This is a genomic window from Dyella kyungheensis, from assembly GCF_016905005.1.
GTDB lineage: Bacteria > Pseudomonadota > Gammaproteobacteria > Xanthomonadales > Rhodanobacteraceae > Dyella > Dyella kyungheensis.
The window spans coordinates 323574-339500 of record NZ_JADIKC010000002.1; the positions used below are offsets into that span (position 1 = coordinate 323574).

Genomic DNA, 15927 nt, shown 5'->3' on the forward strand with positions numbered 1-15927 from the left:
GTGAGCGTTCGGGCCGCAGGCGGGTCAGGTCACGGTGGGTAGCCGTGCGGCAAACTCGGCGCTCAGCCAGTCGATGAAGACACGCACCCTCGGTGACAACTGGCGGTTTTGTGGATAGAGCACGTAGACCGGCGAAGGCGTGGGCGGAAAACGCGACAACACTTCGACCAGCGTGCCGCGGGCCAGATCCTCCTGCACGCGATAGCTGGGTACCTGCACCAAGCCCAGGCCCAGTCGTGCCGTGGCGACGTACATTTCGGCGCCGGCCACGGTTACGGCGTGGGGCAACAGATGTTCGCGCACACCGCCGGCCATCTGGAATTCCAGCGGCAGCACGCTGCCGGCGGCCGACGACACGAAGGCCACCATCCGGTGCCCGTCCAGATCGTCCGGCGTGGCCGGCACGCCATGGCGTTCCAGATAGGCAGGACTGGCGTAGGTGCCTTCGGCGAGGCTGGCGATCTGGCGCCCGATCATGCTGCTGTCGGTGGGTTTGCCCACGCGAAGCACGCAATCGACGCCCTCGCGCACGAGATCGACGTAACGGTCGCCTTCGCCGATGCGCAGCTGGATATCCGGATAACGTGCGAGGAAATCGGGCAACCCCGGCAGCATGAAGTGGCGCGCGAGCACGCCGTGTACGTCCACGCGCAGCTGGCCGCTGGGACGAGCGCCGGTGAAGGCGGCCTCGGCTTCCTCGATCTCGGCCAGGATGCACAGGCAGCGCTGGTAATAGGCCTCGCCATCCAGCGTCGGGCGCACTTGCCGGGTGGTGCGTTCGAACAGGCGCACGCCCAGCCGGGCCTCCAGCCGCTTGACCACGTCGGTAACGGTGGAACGCGGCAATTCCAGGTCCTGCGCGGCCAGGGTGAAGCTGCGGCGCTCCACGATGCGGGCGAACAGGCGCATGGCGTCGACCTTGTCCATTGTTCGCTCAGTCCGAATGATGATGACGGATTCAAGCAGATTATCCGCCAATAAGAAAAGACCATCCTTTGCTCACGCCGACAACGGTCGGCCCCTTCAGAGGATTTTCCCCATGTCTGCCAAGCACGAATCCAAGGTCGCCATCGTCACCGGCGCTTCCCGCGGCATCGGTGCCGCCGTGGCCGAACGACTGGCCCGCGACGGCTTTACCGTCGTCATCAACTATGCCGGCGATGCCGCCTCGGCTGAGGACCTCGCCCGCAAGATCGAAGGCGAGGGCGGTCGTGCATTGACCGCCCAGGCCGACGTGGCCGACCCGGCCGCCGTACGCCGCATGTTCGATGCGGCCGAAACCGCCTTCGGCGGCGTCGATGTGCTGGTGAACAACGCGGGCGTCATGCAGCTGGCGCCGATCAGCGACAGCGACGATGCACTGTTCGACCGCACCATCGCGATCAACCTCAAGGGCACCTTCAACACGCTGCGTGAGGCGGGCAAGCGCCTGCGCCAGGGTGGCCGCATTGTCAATTTCTCCACCAGCGTGGTGGGCCTGAATTTTCCGGGCTACGGCGTGTACGTGGCCACCAAGGCCGCCGTGGAATCGATGACGCACGTGCTGTCGAAGGAACTGCGCGGCCGCGCCATCACGGTCAATGCCGTGGCACCGGGCCCGACGGCGACGGATCTGTTCCTCAAGGGCAAGACGCCCGAGCAGATCGATCAGCTCGCCAAGGCCGCGCCACTGGAGCGCCTGGGCACGCCCGATGACATCGCCAGCGTCGTGTCCTTCCTCGCCGGTCCCGACGGCGCCTGGGTGAATGGCCAGGTGTTGCGCGCCAACGGCGGCCTGGTCTGAGTTCCCTTCCACACATCGCCACGCGATGTTCTTCCCGGAGTACGCATCATGAAGTACGTCATCGTCATTACGGGCGCCTCGAGCGGCTTCGGCCTGATGAGCGCGCGCGCGTTGGCCCACGCCGGTCATACGGTCTATGCAGGCATGCGCGAAACCCACGGACGCAACGCGGCCCGCGTGGAGGAGCTGAAGCAGTATGCGAAGGAGCACGGCGTGGACCTGCGCGCCGTCGAGATGGATGTGGCTTCGCAAGCGTCGGTGGATGCCGCCATCGCACACATCATCGGCGAACAGCAGCGTCTCGACGTGGTGATCCACAACGCCGGCCACATGTCCTACGGCCCGGCCGAAGCGTTCACGCCGGAGCAGTTCGCCCAGCTCTACGACACCAATGTGCTGAGCACGCAGCGCGTCAACCGCGCCGCGCTGCCGCAGTTGCGCAAGCAGGGACGCGGACTGGTGGTGTGGGTCTCCTCCAGCAGCGTCCGCGGCGGCACGCCGCCCTATCTGGCGCCGTATTTCGCGGCGAAGGCGGGCATGGATTCACTGGCAGTGAGTTATGCCGGCGAGTTGGCGCGATGGGGGATCGAGACGTCCATCGTGGTGCCGGGCGCCTTCACCAAGGGCACCGAGCATTTTGCCCATGCCGGCGCGCCGGCGGATGAAGCCGTTGCCAAGACGTATGCCGAGGGCCCCACCGCCGACTTTGGCGAGGTCGCCTTCAAGGGGCTGGCCTCGCTGGAACCGGCGGATGCCGATCCGGAAGCCGTGGCGCGGGCCATCGTCGAGGTGGTGGACAAGCCCTTCGGCAAGCGCCCGTTCCGTGTACATATCGATCCGTCCGAGGACGGCGCCGAGATCGTCAACGGCGTGGCCGATCGCGTGCGTGCGGAGCTGCTGCGCCGCATCGGTCTGGAGGACATCCTGCATCCACGCGTCACGGCCTGAGCATCGGGCGGCCATGCGCCGCCCGCCATCGTTTCACCGAGACGCAGGAATGATTCCGGTAAGCTACGGCACCAAACGGTAGTCAGGCCCTATCACATGAGTCTTGCCCAACGCCGCATCCTGCTGGGCGTATCCGGCGGTATCGCAGCCTACAAATCGTGCGAACTGGTTCGCCGCCTGGGCGACCTCGATGCCGAGGTCCGCGTGGTGATGACCGAGAACGCCGCGCACTTCGTGAGCGCGACGACATTCCAGGCCCTGTCCGGCCAGCCGGTGCGCAGCAGCCTGTGGGATGCCGAGGCCGAAGCGGCCATGGGCCATATCGAACTGGCGCGTTGGGCCGAGCGCATCGTCATCGCACCGGCCAGCGCCGACCTGATTGCCCGCCTCGCCCACGGCATGGCGAACGACTTGCTCACCACCGTCTGCCTCGCCAGCGCCGCGCCGCTGTACGTGGCGCCTGCCATGAACCAGCAGATGTGGGCGCATCCGGCCGTGCAGGCCAATGTGGACACCTTGCGCCAGCGCGGCGTGCACATCCTCGGCCCCGCGTCGGGCGACCAGGCCTGCGGCGACATCGGCTCGGGCCGCATGCTCGAACCGTTGGAGCTGCGTGCAGCCATCGTCGGCTCGTTCGGCAACGAAGTGCTGCGCGGACTGAAGGTGGTGGTCAGTGCCGGACCGACCTACGAAGACATCGATCCGGTGCGCTTCATCGGCAACCGCAGCTCCGGTCGCATGGGTTTCGCCGTGGCCGAGGCTGCAGCACAGGCCGGTGCCGAGGTCACCCTGGTCACCGGTCCCGTGAGCATGGCGACGCCGCCGGGCATTGCCCGGCGCATCGACGTGCGCAGCGCCGAACAGATGCGCGACGCGGTGGTAGGGGCATCGAACGGCGCGCACATCTATATCGCCGCGGCCGCGGTGGGCGATTACCGCCCCGCCGAAGTGGCCGAGCAGAAGCTCAAGAAGCACGACGGCCAGCCGCTGGAGCTGCGTCTTGCCGAGAACCCGGACATCCTAGCCACGCTGGCTGCGCAAACCGTGCGCCCCTTCTTGGTCGGATTCGCCGCGGAAACGCATGATGTGGAGCGCTACGCGCAAGACAAACTCAAGCGCAAAGGATTGGACATGATTGCCGCCAACCAGGTGGGCGGTGGCCTCGGCTTCGAGGCCGCCGACAACGCTCTTACGCTGTACGGTCCCGAGGGGGCCATCGAACTGCCGCGCGCTTCGAAGACGGAGCTGGCGCGCCAGCTGGTGGCCAAGGTGGCCGAGCGTTACCGGGCGGTGCGCCCATGACGGCTGGCGTCGGCATCGACGTCGAGCTGAAGATTCTCGATCCGCGCCTGGGTGATTCGATTCCGCTGCCGCAGGCGGCCACCCTCGGTAGCGCCGGCATGGACCTGCGCGCCGCCATCGAGGCGCCGTTGACGCTGCAGCCGGGTGAAAGCGTGCTGGTGCCCAGCGGCATGGCCATCCATATTGGTGACCCGGGTTGGTGCGCCCTGATCGTGCCGCGTTCGGGCCTGGGCCATAAGCACGGCCTGGTGATGGGCAACCTGGTGGGTGTGATCGATGCGGATTACCAGGGCCCGCTGATGATTTCATGCTGGAACCGCGGCGCGCAGCCGTACACCATTGCGGTGGGCGATCGCATCGCCCAGCTGCTGCTGGTGCCGGTGGCGCAGGCGCGGCTGAAGGTGGTGAAAGAGTTCGCGCCATCGCAGAGGGGCGAGGGCGGCTTCGGTTCGACCGGCGTCAACTGAATGGTGCGGGCGTTCGCGTCCGTGCTCGAAGCGACCAGATAGCCTGTGCGGGGACAGGACATGGCCAAGATCTTCAATACCGGCGCTGCCGGATCGATCGACGGGCGCCGCCTGCTGCCGCTGGCGGCGGGCACGTTGCTGGTGCTCGCCGGCTTCTTCTGCCTTTGGCAGACCTGGCAGATCTTTGACGAGGGCAGCGCCGTCGAACGCGTGCACGCGGCACAGAAGCAGGCAGTCGATGCGGTGGCGGCGGAGATCGCCAGCGAACGCGGCCGCGTGGAGGCCGCCGTTCACACGATGGATCCGGCCCACATCATTGCCGACCCGGCCCAGGCTGCCACCGAACTTCGCCAACTCGTCCCGCAAGCGCAGGCGGTCGAGGTCTACAGCGGCAGTCTCGACGAAGTGCTGCACGCCAACTATCGCGTGTTCGGTTACGGCAAGGCGGCCCAGCTGATGGCGGCGCAGAGCGCCGACGGCAAACCGCTGGCGCAAAGCGTGCCCGATACCAAGGGCTCGCGCGTGCTGTCCATCGTGGTGCCAGTGGGTCCTGCCGCGCATCCGCAGGCGTGGGTGTGGACCGCGTTGCCGTTCACTCCCGTGCAGCAGCGCTTTGAATCCATCGCCACCGCGGGCGGCCGACTGGAACTACGCCAGGGCGACGATCGCGGCGATATGCGCCTGCTTGCGTCGGGCAGCCCCTCGGCAGAGCGCGAAGCCAACGGCATCGCCGTCGATGGCAGCACCTTCAGCATTCTCGCGGCCCTGCCGACCGCCTTCATCGTGCTGCCCCATGTGTGGCCCCTGACCGCCGTATTGGGTCTGCTGTGCCTGGCCGCCGGCATCTACCTGATCTGGATGCGCAATCGTCCGCGGAGTCGCCGCGTTCGCGAGGAACTGGCGGAGCCCGTGCTGGCCGATCTGCTCGATACGCCAGTGGAAGAAGAAGCGCCCGTTCGGCCGGTGCGTCTTGCTCCGCCCAAACCGGCCCCTGCAGCGCCCGCTACCATCGATCCGGCCATCTTCCGCGCCTACGATGTGCGCGGCGTGGTGGGCAAATCGCTGACCAAGGAAGTCGCGCGCCTGCTGGGTCTGGCCATCGGCACGGTGATGCGCGAGAAGGGCCTGCCGGAAATCGTGGTGGGGCGTGACGGCCGGCTTTCCGGCCCGGAGTTGGCGGGGGCGTTGTCCGATGGATTGCGCGAAGCCGGCATCGACGTGATCGATCTTGGCGCCGTGCCCACGCCGGTCGTCTATTACGCGGCGTACCGATTCAATACCGGTTGCGGCGTGGCGGTGACCGGCAGCCACAATCCGCCGGACTACAACGGCTTCAAGATCGTGGTGGGCGGCGAGACCCTGGCCGAAGGCGCCATCCAGGACCTTTACCAGCGCATCGCGGGCAACCGCCTCGAGCGCGGCGGCAAGGGCAATCTGCGCCATGTCGACGTATTGCCCGACTATGTCGATCGCATCACTTCCGATGTGCAGGCGGAGCGTCGCCTCAAGGTCGTCATCGACAGCGGCAATGGCATTGCCGGCGCGGTAGCCCCGCAGGTGCTGGAAGGTATCGGCTGCGAGGTCATTCCGCTGTACTGCGATGTCGATGGCACGTTCCCGAACCATCACCCCGATCCGTCCGATCCGCACAACCTGGAAGACCTGATCTTCGCGGTGAAGCAGACCGGCGCCGACCTTGGCCTCGCTTTCGACGGCGATGGCGACCGCCTCGGTGTAGTGACCAAGGATGGCGAGATCATCTTCCCCGATCGCCAGCTGATGCTGTTCGCGCGCGATGTGCTGTCGCGCCAGCCAGGCGCCACGGTCATCTACGACGTGAAGTGCACGGGGCACCTCAAGGGCGTGATCCTCGATGCCGGCGGCAGTCCGATGATGTGGCGCACCGGCCATTCGCTGATCAAGGCCAAGATGCGCGAGACGGGTGCGGAACTGGCCGGCGAGATGAGCGGCCACTTCTTCTTCAAGGAACGCTGGTACGGTTTCGACGACGGCATCTATGCCGCGGCGCGCCTGATGGAAATCCTCGCCGGCGACCTGGAAGAGCGCACGCCCGAAGAGATCTTCGCCACCTGCCCCAAGGGCGTCTCCACGCCTGAACTGAAGGTGGAGATGGCCGAGGGCGAGCACTACCGCTTCATCGAGGCGTTCCGCCAGAAGGCGAGTTTCGGCGACGCCACGCTCACCACCATCGATGGCGTTCGTGCGGACTGGTCCGATGGCTGGGGCCTGGTGCGCGCGTCCAATACCACGCCGATCCTGGTGCTGCGCTTCGACGCGAACAACGAGGCGGCGCTCGCGCGCATCAAGAAGGTCTTCCGCGAGCAACTGCTGGCGACCGACCCTTCGCTGAAGCTGCCGTTCTGAAAAAAAGCCCCGGACATACCGGGGCTTTTTTCGTTGCAAGGAACGCCGCTTACTGGCCCTGTTCTTCCTTGGCCTGGGCGGCCTTCAAGTCGCGATAGTGGATCAGGTCCTGCGTGTTCTTCTGCACCTGGGCGTCCCGCGCAGTCTGTTCGCGCTCCAGCGCCTCGCGCTGACGGGCCACCACGTCGCGCTGCTTGGCGATGCCTTGGGTCAGATAGGGCGGCACCGGCTGCTTGGCGCGTTCGATATCGCCCGCCCGGGTCAGCAGATCCGTCAGCGCCTTCTCCTGGCTGCGCAGGTTCGAACGCGTGGTGTTGATCTGCTGATCGAGGCTGTCGAGATTTTCCTGCTGCAAGGTCTTGAACGACGCCTCGGTGGGATAGGCCGCGAGCATCTGCGCGTCGCTGCGCTTGCGCTGTTCGGCCGCACGGTCCAATACGGCCTGCTGTTCGGCCGCCTTCTGCGCGGCGGCGCGTTCTTCCGGATTGAGCTGGCGGTCGACATGCTGGACGACGATGCCGCGATCGTTCACCAGTTCGTAGCCGTACTTCATGGCATCGGAAGTGAGGCTGTCGCTGTAGTGCGGCAGGCCAGCCGCATCCTTCCAGCGATACCGATAGGTCGGCGCCTTGTTCTGGGCGTGCACGAAAGTGGTCAGCGCGAGCAACGCGATGACGAAAGCTGTTTTACGCATGAATTCCCCCTTAGAGCCTGTTCAAGACCTCCTCGTGGCCCGCGCCGGGAGCTGTTTGCGCGCAGGACAAGGAAGAATGAAGGAGTGTACGTCCGTACACGACTGAATGATGACGCCGGCCTGTGGGCAAACAGCCCCGGCCCGGAGGGTTGTTCTTGAGTGGCCGCCAGGCGGCAGCGCGCGGCTTGACCTGCCCACCAGGCAGGCGCTGCGCCACGCACTGCCGCCTGGCGGCCACTCAAGAACAACGCGGGCTACGAGGAGGTCTTGAACAGGCTCTTATGGGCGGAAGTATAGCGGCCGGAACCGTGACAGCTTGAGGTTGGCATGATGCCAGGCATGGCGATGTGATCGGTTTCGCCAACGCCCGGGCGTTCAGGCATTCACGCCGTACTGTTGCCGGTACGACACCAGTCGCGCGTGTTCGGTGGCGAGCTCCGGCCGTTCCCCCGCATAGGCGAGCACGTCGCCCAGGCTGGTGATGGCGATCACCGGGATGCCGAACTCGGCGGTGACTTCCTGGGCGGCGGATAGGTCGGTCTGGCCGCGCTCCTGGCGGTCCAGCGCGATCAGCACGCCGGCCGGCGTGGCGCCCTGCGCACGGATCAGCGCCAGCGATTCGCGCACGGCGGTGCCTGCGGTCATCACGTCGTCCACGATCAGCACGCGGCCCTTCAGCGGGGCTCCCACCAGCACGCCGCCTTCGCCGTGATCCTTCGCTTCCTTGCGGTTGTAGGCCCAGGGCAGATCGCGGTCATGCTGGTCGGCCAGCGCAATCGCCGTGGCGGCGGCCAGGGCGATGCCCTTGTAGGCCGGGCCGAACAGCATGTCGACCTCGATCCCCGAGTTCACCACGGCGGCGGCATAGGCGCGACCCAGCTGGCCGAGCGCGGCGCCGGAATCGATGCGGCCCATATTGAAGAAGTAGGGGCTCTGGCGGCCGGACTTCAGCGTGAAGTCGCCAAAACGCAGCACGTCGCGCTGCAGGGTGAGTTCGATGAAATCGCGCTGGTAGTCGTGCACGGCAGGTTCTCTGGTGGGGATCAGGTAGGCAGGGCACCCAGCATCACGTGCTGCGGCCCGGAACGCCCGCCATGGTACAGCCCGCCGGTCTCCTGGAAGCCGGCGCGCCGATACAGTGCGAGCGCGGGCGTGTTGCGGACGTTCACGGTCAGCACCACGTCGCACGCATCGGGATGGCGCTGCTTCAGATCGTGCATCACCGCGACCAGCGCGAGCGTACCCAGGCCCCGGCCTTGCCAGCGCGCGTCGATGAAGAACGAGCGCAAGCCCAGCGTGGCGCGCTCGAAATCACGGTCCGCGATGCTGCGCGGCTGCCGCTCGATGCGGTAGAACCCGATCGGTTCGTCATCGCACAGAATGGCCATGGCCTGGCTGCCGCCGCATTGCGCGGCATCGGCCAGCGAGACAGCGACGGGCCCGACGAAATCGCGCTGCGGTTCATGCACCTGCAACTGCAATAGCGTGGGATAGCGGGTAGCGTCGGCCGGCACGACGCGGATATCGGGGTGATCGGACATGATTGCTATGATGGCCCATCCCCGGGATCCAGAGCACCTGACATGCGCATCATCAGTCTCAACGCCAACGGCATCCGCTCCGCCGGTACCAAGGGCGTATTCGAGTGGCTTCGCAAGCAGAAGGCCGACGTGGTCTGCCTGCAGGAGACCAAGGCGCAGGAAGACCAGCTGTCCGATGCCATGTTCCGCCCCGATGGGCACCACTGTTTCTATCGCGATGCCAGCAGCAAGAAGGGCTATAGCGGCGTGGCGATCTACGCCAAGCGCGAGCCCGACGAAGTGCGCACGGCGCTGGGCTGGGAACCGTTCGACTGCGAAGGCCGCTATATCGAGGCACGTTTCGGCAAGTTGAGCGTGGTGTCGTTGTACGTGCCGTCGGGTTCATCGGGCGATGAGCGGCAGCAATTCAAGTTCAAGGTGATGGACTGGATCGCGCCGATCTTTGCCGAATGGATGAACAGCGGCCGCGACTACGTGCTGTGCGGCGACTGGAACATCGTGCGCAGCGAGCTGGACATCAAGAACTGGAAATCCAACCAGAAGAATTCCGGCTGCCTGCCCGAAGAGCGCGCGTGGCTCAACGACCTGGTCGACAAGCACGGCTGGGTCGACAGCTACCGCACGCTGCACCCCAAGGGCGAGGACTACACCTGGTGGTCGAACCGCGGCAACGCGCGCGCCAACAACGTGGGTTGGCGCATCGACTACCAGATGGTCACGCCCGGCCTGCGCGATCGCCTGAAGCGCTGCTCGGTCTATCGCGATTCGTGGTTCTCCGACCACGCGCCATATACGGTCGACTATGCCGACTGAGGCCAGCGCGCCGGCAGCACGCAAGCCGTCGGTCTGGCGCTCGTTCACCGAACCGGCGGCGTGGACCATGTGCCTGCTGGGCTTTTCCTCCGGGCTGCCCTTCCTGCTCGTATCCGTCACGTTGTCCCTGTGGTTGAAGGAAAACGGCATTGCGCTGAAGAGCGTGACGATGATCGCCAGCGCAGGCATGACCTATGCGCTCAAGTTTCTATGGGCGCCGTTGCTCGATCACTGGCGGCTTCCGCTGTTCACGCGTTTAGGCTTGCGTCGCGGCTGGCTGTTGTTTGCGCAGCTGGGTGTGCTTTGCGGCCTGTTGTTGATGGCCGCCTTCACCCCGCTTCAGTTGCAGCCCTTTGTGTTGGCGACCCTGCTGGTGGCGTTCATGGGGGCGACCCAGGACATCGCCATCGATGCCTATCGCATCGAGATCGCGCCGCCTTCGGCCCAGGGCGCGCTGGTGGCGACCTATGCGCTGGGTTACCGGTTGGGTCTGCTGCTGGGTGGCGCCGTCGCGCTGATCCTGGCCGACCACATTCCGTGGTCGTGGATTTACGTGGCCATGGCGGTGGCGATGGTGTTGCCGATCGTCACCACACTCTTCATGCGTGAACCGACCGTCGCCCGATCGACGCCGCTCGGTTGGCGCATGGCGATGCGCGAAAGCATCATCGACCCGTTCACGGATTTCTTCCGCCGATACAGCTGGGTTGTCGCCGGGCTCACGCTGTTGTTCATCCTGCTCTTCAAGCTGCCCGAGCAGTCCATCGGTACGATCTTCAACCCGTTCATGCGCGACATGGGTTTCAGCAAGACCGAAATCGGCGCTGTCACCAAGATCTATGGAGTCTGGATCGGCATCGCTGGCGCGTTCGTCGGTGGTGCGTGCGTGGCCCGCTGGGGAGCCTGGCAGACCTTGGGCGCGTGCATCGTACTGGGTGCCTGCAGCAACCTGCTTTACCTTCTGCTGCTGGGCAACCAGGGGAGTCTCGCGGTACTGACCTTGGCGATCTCCGGGCAGAACTTCGCCGAAGGCATGCTTGGGCCGCCAACCGTCGCCTTTCTCTCGCTGTTGGTGAACCGCCAGCACACGGCCACGCAATATGCGCTGCTGAGCTCGCTGGTCAACCTCCCCGGCAAGGTCCTGGGCTTCTTTGCCGGCGGCCTGGTTGCCGTCATCGGGTATGGCGGGTACTTCGCCATTACCGTGATTTCGATGCTGCCGGCGATGCTGTTGTTCGCCATCCTGTGGCCGCGCTTCAGCAAGGAGCGCCCCGGGGACATCGCCGAAGCGAAAGAACCTTCTACGTGAATCAGCCAAGCGGTCGATAGTCTCGCCCTTGACCCTGTGACAAGATGAAGTCACAGGGGGCTTATGACCGTCGGAGGAAGCGTCCGTGCCGGACCTCGTCATACGCCATATCGACAACCTCATGGCCGAACGCATCAAGACGTTGGCCAAGGAAAGGCAGTGGTCGATCAATGATGTGGTGCTGCATGCACTGCGTCACGGCCTGGGCATGGCCTCGTCGAATGTGTTTGCGGAAACCATGCTCGATCCGGGCGACCTGACCACCCTGGGCGGTCAATGGGACGCCAAGGAAAAGGCCGCCTTCCAGGAGGCCGTGCAGGCGCTTTCCCGCGCTCCGACGGCGGCGCTGGCGCAGGCCCATGGCATGTTGGGCGACGACAGCTTCTGATCAGCGTGGTGCGGGATACACCGCACCCAGCACGCGCGGACCCCGGGCCCCCGTGACCGCGGGAAGATTGCCGGGCAGCCCCAGCAGGCGTTGCCGAGCGAGCCACGCAAAGGCGGTGGCTTCCAGATAATCCGGATCGACGCCATGCACCGCGGTGCTTGCCAGCGTGCGTGTTCCCAGCAGTTCACCCAGTCGCCGCATCAGCACCGCGTTGTGCACGCCACCGCCGCATGCCAGCACGTCGAGGGCGTCCGGTGCATGGCGCCCGATGGCATCGGCGATGCTTCGTGCCGAAAGCTCCAGCAGGGTGGTCTGCACGTCGGCGGGCGCCCCCGATGCCACAGCCGTATGGCTTTCCAGCCACGCCAGATGGAAATGCTCGCGCCCGGTGCTCTTGGGCGGCGGCAACGCAAAGTACGCATCCGCCAGCAAGGCGGCGAGCAGCGCTTCATCCACGCGGCCCGATGCCGCAAAGGCACCATTCGCATCGTAGGCGCCGCCGCGGTGGCGCCGATGCCACGCATCCATCAGGCCATTGGCTGGCCCGGTGTCGAATCCAAAGACCTTTCCGGCCGGATCGAGCACGGTGATGTTGGCAATGCCGCCGAGATTGAGCACGACGCGCGTCCCGTCCGGACGACCCAGCAACATCGCGTGCACGGCAGGCAGCAACGGCGCTCCCTGGCCGCCGGCCGCGACATCGGCCCGGCGGAAATCGGCCACCACGTCGATGCCGCAGCGTTCGGCGATTACCGAGGCATCGCCCACCTGCAGCGTGAAAGGAAACTCGCCGGCGGGACGATGGCGCAAGGTCTGTCCATGCGAGCCGATCGCCCGCACCCGCGGCGTGTGAGCGGCATTTCGTTCGAGCAGCTTGGCCGCAGCCTCGGCGAAACACTGGCCGATGGCGACATCGAGACGTCCGTAGGCATCCAGATCGAGCCGTTCCTCGTCCTGCGCCACCGCGAGGATGCGCGCGCGCAGGTCGTCCGGCCACGGATGCGTCAGCGCATCCACCAGTTGGGGCGTGTTGTCGTCGAAACGCACCAGGGCGGCATCGATGCCGTCGGCGCTGGTGCCCGAGATCAGGCCAAGGTAAAGCGCCGAAGCGTTGTCCACGGGAATCAGTCGTCGTTGCGCTTGGTGCCGCTGGCCTTGGCCAGCTTGATGTTGGCGTCCAGCGTCTTCAGGCGGGCCAGTTGCGGCTGCACCACCTGTGCCTTGAACTTGGCCAGCTGTACGCCCGGCAGCGGTTCCGGCTTGGGCAGGGTCACCTTCTGCGGATCGCGCTGCACGTTGTTGACGCGGAATTCGTAGTGAAGATGCGGGCCAGTGGCCAGGCCGGTCATGCCCACATAGCCGATCACTTCACCCTGGCTCACGTGCTGGCCGACCTTTTCATTGGCGAACTTCGACATGTGCCCATAGGCCGTGCTGATCGAGCCGTTGTGCTGCACGATCACGAAATTGCCGTAACCGTTCATCCAGCCCTTGAACTTGATCACGCCATCGCCGGCCGCGTGGATCGGCGTGCCGGTGGGCGCGGCATAGTCGACGCCCTGGTGGGCGCGCATCAGGCCGAGGATCGGATGCATGCGCGCCGCGCTGAACTGCGAGGAGATACGGGTGAAGTCCACCGGAATGCGCAGGAACGACTTCTGGATCGGGCGGCCGTCTTCGCTGAACCAGCCGAAGCTTCCGTCGTCCTTCTTGAAGCGGTAGGCGGTATAGCGCTCGCCCTGGTTCACGAACTCCGCCGCCACGATGTCGCCTTCATGCAGATAGGCGCCGTCGCGGTACACGTCGTCGTAGATCACGGTGAAGCTGTCGCCTTCGCGCAGGTCCTGCACGAAGTCGATGTCGTACTTGAACAACTCGGCCAGCTTGAGCACCATCGCGTTGCTCATGCCGGCCTTGGAACCGGCGGCGAACAGCGAGCTGTCGATGGTGCCGTGGGCAACGTGTTCGCGATGGTCCACTTCGCGCGCCTGCGCGGTGACCGTGGCCTTGTCGCCTTCGAAGCGCATGGTGGTGCGGTTGGACTCGTCCTTGTCGAAGCGGATGCCCTTGAGGCTGCCGTCGCTGTCGAGCAGGAAATCGAACTCCTGGCCGGGGCTGATGTGGTGCAGGGACTTGGCATCGCCCGACTGCTCGACCACGTGCTGCACGTCGGTGAGGCTCAAGCCCTGGCTCTGGAACAGATCGGACAAGGTCTGGCCGGGCTGCACCTGCACGATGTGCCAGTCTTCCACGGTGGGAGCCTGGGCCACGGTCGGTGCGACCTTGGGCAGCTCCAGCGGCAACACGGCATGCGCCGTCGAGATGGTGTCCGGGCGCATGGCGCTGGCCCAGGCGGGAATCAGGAAGCCGGAAACGGCTGTAATAAGCAGTGCGGTACCGGCGAGAATCCAACGTTCGCGGTGCCAGTGGATCGGCTCCGCCTCACCATGACAACCGAAGGACCAATGGGCGCAACGTTCATAAAAATGAGAGTGACGCTTCTGCGCCTTGCGACGCATAGCCTGTTTGCGCGCCACGCGCGCCGTCTCGTTTCTCTCACCCATGCCCGGTGTTCCCCAGGTACTACATTTCTAATTGCCGCGTACCATAGCGGCCCTGTGTAAAGGGCGTCAACGCCTTTTCCATCAATGGGTTGCGATAACTTTTCGGTTAACGCACACTTAACGGAACCGGCCGGGAAGCTAGGCTTTCCGGTGACGTCCAGACAACGAAAATTTGAGGAATGCATGAACGAGCTTGAGCAGGCGCTGGCCACCATCGCGCGCGGCGCCGACGAAATCATCAAGCAGGAAGAGTTGGCTGCTCGGCTGAAGCTCGGCCGCCCGCTGCGCATCAAGGCCGGTTTCGACCCGACCGCGCCGGATCTTCACCTGGGCCATACCGTGCTGCTCAACAAGATGCGCCAGTTCCAGGATCTGGGGCACCAGGTGATTTTCCTCATCGGCGACTTCACCGGCATGATCGGGGACCCGACCGGCAAGAACGTCACCCGCAAGCCGCTCACCCGCGAGGACGTGCTGGCCAACGCGGAGACCTATGCCGAGCAGGTCTATAAGGTGCTGGACAAGGAGCGCACCGAGCTGCGCTTCAATTCCGAGTGGTTCGGCCAGATGACCGCGGCCGACATGATCAAGCTGGCCGCCCAGCACACGGTGGCCCGCATGCTCGAGCGCGACGACTTCTCCAAGCGCTTCGCCGGCCAGCAGCCGATCGCCATCCACGAATTCCTCTATCCGCTGGTGCAGGGCTACGACTCGGTGGCGCTCAAGTGCGACGTCGAGCTGGGCGGCACCGACCAGAAGTTCAACCTGCTGATGGGGCGCGCGCTGCAGGAACACCACGGCCAGCCGCCCCAGATCGTGCTCACCATGCCGCTGCTGGAGGGCCTGGACGGCATCAACAAGATGTCCAAGTCGCTGGGCAACTACATCGGCATCAACGAGCCGGCCATCGATATCGTCACCAAGACGCTGAAGATCGGCGACGAGCTGATGTGGCGCTGGTTCGAACTGCTCAGTTTCGAGACCTCGCTGGCCGACATTGCACGCATGAAAGAGGAGGTCGCCAGCGGCGCCCTGAATCCGCGCGATGCCAAGCTGAAACTGGCCCGCGAATTGGCCGCCCGTTTCCACGATGCCGCCGCCGCCGAGCAGGCGATTGCCGGCTGGCATGCCGTGGTGCGCGGAGAGGGCGATACCAGCCTGTTGCCGCTCACTGAAATTGCCGTGCCTGCGGAAGGCCTGCGCTTGTCTGCACTGCTTACCGCGGCAGGCCTCACGCCAAGCAACGGCGAAGCGAATCGCAAACTCAAGGAACGCGCCGTGCGCATCAATGCCGAAGTGGTTGAAGACGCGCAACGCGTGTTTTTGCCGGGTTTCGAAGGGGTTTTGCAGATCGGCAAGCGCAACTTCGCACGCGTGTTGTTGACGCAGGCATGAGTGAAGCGCGATGACGCATCGTCATCGCGCCGCTTCGTAGCAACGAGTTTCGCGTGAGAACAACGCCTTACGCGAAACATCAAAAATTTCTGAAAAATAATTTCAGAAATCGCTTGTCAAAGCAGGGGTGCCTGCCTATTATTCGCCTCCCCGCCGCTGGCAGCGTCTTCCACGGCAACAACGACAGCAAAAATTCTTCGCTGAAGGTGTTGACGGACCGGAAAGATGATGTAAGATGAGCGGCTCACTCGGGACGAAATGTTCCAGCGCTGAAACGGCAACGTTCGGCAAGTGATTGAGATCTTTGACAGTGTGCGCAGGTGACTTGTGTGGGCGTC

Annotated in this window: 15 protein-coding genes; 9 read left to right on the plus strand and 6 right to left on the minus strand. The window is 65.1% G+C overall.

Annotated features, from left to right (window positions below; translation table 11 throughout):
- Positions 1–24 precede the first annotated feature (24 nt).
- Entirely contained in the window at positions 25–927 is a 903-nt protein-coding gene (locus tag ISP20_RS04630) for a LysR family transcriptional regulator (RefSeq protein WP_204634907.1), read from the minus strand.
- 112 nt (positions 928–1039) lie between these two features.
- Here ISP20_RS04630 and ISP20_RS04635 point away from each other — a divergent pair, with 112 nt between their 5' ends.
- From ISP20_RS04635 to ISP20_RS04655, 5 genes are all read left to right on the plus strand, one after another.
- On the plus strand, positions 1040–1783 hold the full coding sequence (locus ISP20_RS04635; protein ID WP_204634908.1) for an SDR family oxidoreductase: 744 nt from the start codon (positions 1040–1042) through the stop codon (positions 1781–1783).
- A gap of 48 nt (positions 1784–1831) precedes the next feature.
- Positions 1832–2731, plus strand: coding sequence for an SDR family oxidoreductase (locus tag ISP20_RS04640; protein ID WP_204634909.1), 900 nt, complete (start codon positions 1832–1834; stop codon positions 2729–2731).
- Positions 2732–2827: 96 nt separating this feature from the next.
- Positions 2828–4033: a bifunctional phosphopantothenoylcysteine decarboxylase/phosphopantothenate--cysteine ligase CoaBC gene (gene coaBC / locus ISP20_RS04645; protein WP_204634910.1), complete on the plus strand. Its 1206-nt coding sequence runs from the start codon at positions 2828–2830 to the stop codon at positions 4031–4033.
- Positions 4030–4500 carry a dUTP diphosphatase gene (dut, locus tag ISP20_RS04650; protein ID WP_204634911.1) on the plus strand — a complete coding sequence of 157 codons (471 nt, stop codon included), beginning with the start codon at positions 4030–4032 and terminating at the stop codon, positions 4498–4500. The genes coaBC and dut overlap by 4 nt, the downstream gene beginning before the upstream one ends.
- A 60-nt stretch (positions 4501–4560) precedes the next feature.
- Positions 4561–6885, plus strand: coding sequence for a phosphomannomutase/phosphoglucomutase (locus tag ISP20_RS04655; protein WP_239535313.1), 2325 nt, complete (start codon positions 4561–4563; stop codon positions 6883–6885).
- Between the two features lie 49 nt (positions 6886–6934).
- Here ISP20_RS04655 and ISP20_RS04660 read toward each other — a convergent pair whose 3' ends face one another.
- The 3 genes from ISP20_RS04660 to ISP20_RS04670 form a co-directional block, all read right to left on the minus strand.
- A complete protein-coding gene (locus ISP20_RS04660; RefSeq protein WP_204634912.1) occupies positions 6935–7579 on the minus strand; it encodes a DUF4124 domain-containing protein in 645 nt (214 codons plus the stop codon).
- Positions 7580–7954: 375 nt separating this feature from the next.
- On the minus strand, positions 7955–8602 hold the full coding sequence (gene pyrE, locus ISP20_RS04665) for an orotate phosphoribosyltransferase (protein ID WP_204634913.1): 648 nt from the start codon (positions 8600–8602) through the stop codon (positions 7955–7957).
- Between the two features lie 20 nt (positions 8603–8622).
- Positions 8623–9120, minus strand: coding sequence for a GNAT family N-acetyltransferase (locus tag ISP20_RS04670; RefSeq protein WP_204634914.1), 498 nt, complete (start codon positions 9118–9120; stop codon positions 8623–8625).
- Between the two features lie 42 nt (positions 9121–9162).
- On the opposite strand from ISP20_RS04670, the gene ISP20_RS04675 reads away from it, so the two are divergent.
- The 3 genes from ISP20_RS04675 (at position 9163) to ISP20_RS04685 (ending at position 11630) form a co-directional block, all read left to right on the plus strand.
- The gene (locus ISP20_RS04675) at positions 9163–9933 is read left to right on the plus strand and encodes an exodeoxyribonuclease III (RefSeq protein ID WP_204634915.1); all 771 of its coding nucleotides are present in this window, start codon (positions 9163–9165) and stop codon (positions 9931–9933) included.
- Positions 9923–11242, plus strand: coding sequence for an AmpG family muropeptide MFS transporter (locus ISP20_RS04680; RefSeq protein ID WP_239535315.1), 1320 nt, complete (start codon positions 9923–9925; stop codon positions 11240–11242). The genes ISP20_RS04675 and ISP20_RS04680 overlap by 11 nt, the downstream gene beginning before the upstream one ends.
- Before the next feature lie 85 nt (positions 11243–11327).
- Entirely contained in the window at positions 11328–11630 is a 303-nt protein-coding gene (locus tag ISP20_RS04685; protein ID WP_204634916.1) for a hypothetical protein, read from the plus strand.
- Here the strand turns inward: ISP20_RS04685 and ISP20_RS04690 are convergent, their stop codons facing one another.
- Both ISP20_RS04690 and ISP20_RS04695 read right to left on the minus strand, forming a co-directional pair.
- Entirely contained in the window at positions 11631–12749 is a 1119-nt protein-coding gene (locus ISP20_RS04690; protein ID WP_204634917.1) for an anhydro-N-acetylmuramic acid kinase, read from the minus strand. It abuts the gene before it with no gap.
- Positions 12750–12754: 5 nt separating this feature from the next.
- Complete coding sequence (locus tag ISP20_RS04695) at positions 12755–14194, minus strand: OapA family protein (protein ID WP_204634918.1); 1440 nt, start codon at positions 14192–14194, stop codon at positions 12755–12757.
- A 183-nt stretch (positions 14195–14377) separates the two neighbouring features.
- Between ISP20_RS04695 and tyrS the strand changes: the two genes are divergently transcribed.
- Positions 14378–15589, plus strand: coding sequence for a tyrosine--tRNA ligase (gene tyrS, locus ISP20_RS04700; RefSeq protein WP_204634919.1), 1212 nt, complete (start codon positions 14378–14380; stop codon positions 15587–15589).
- The last annotated feature ends 338 nt before the right edge of the window (positions 15590–15927 follow it).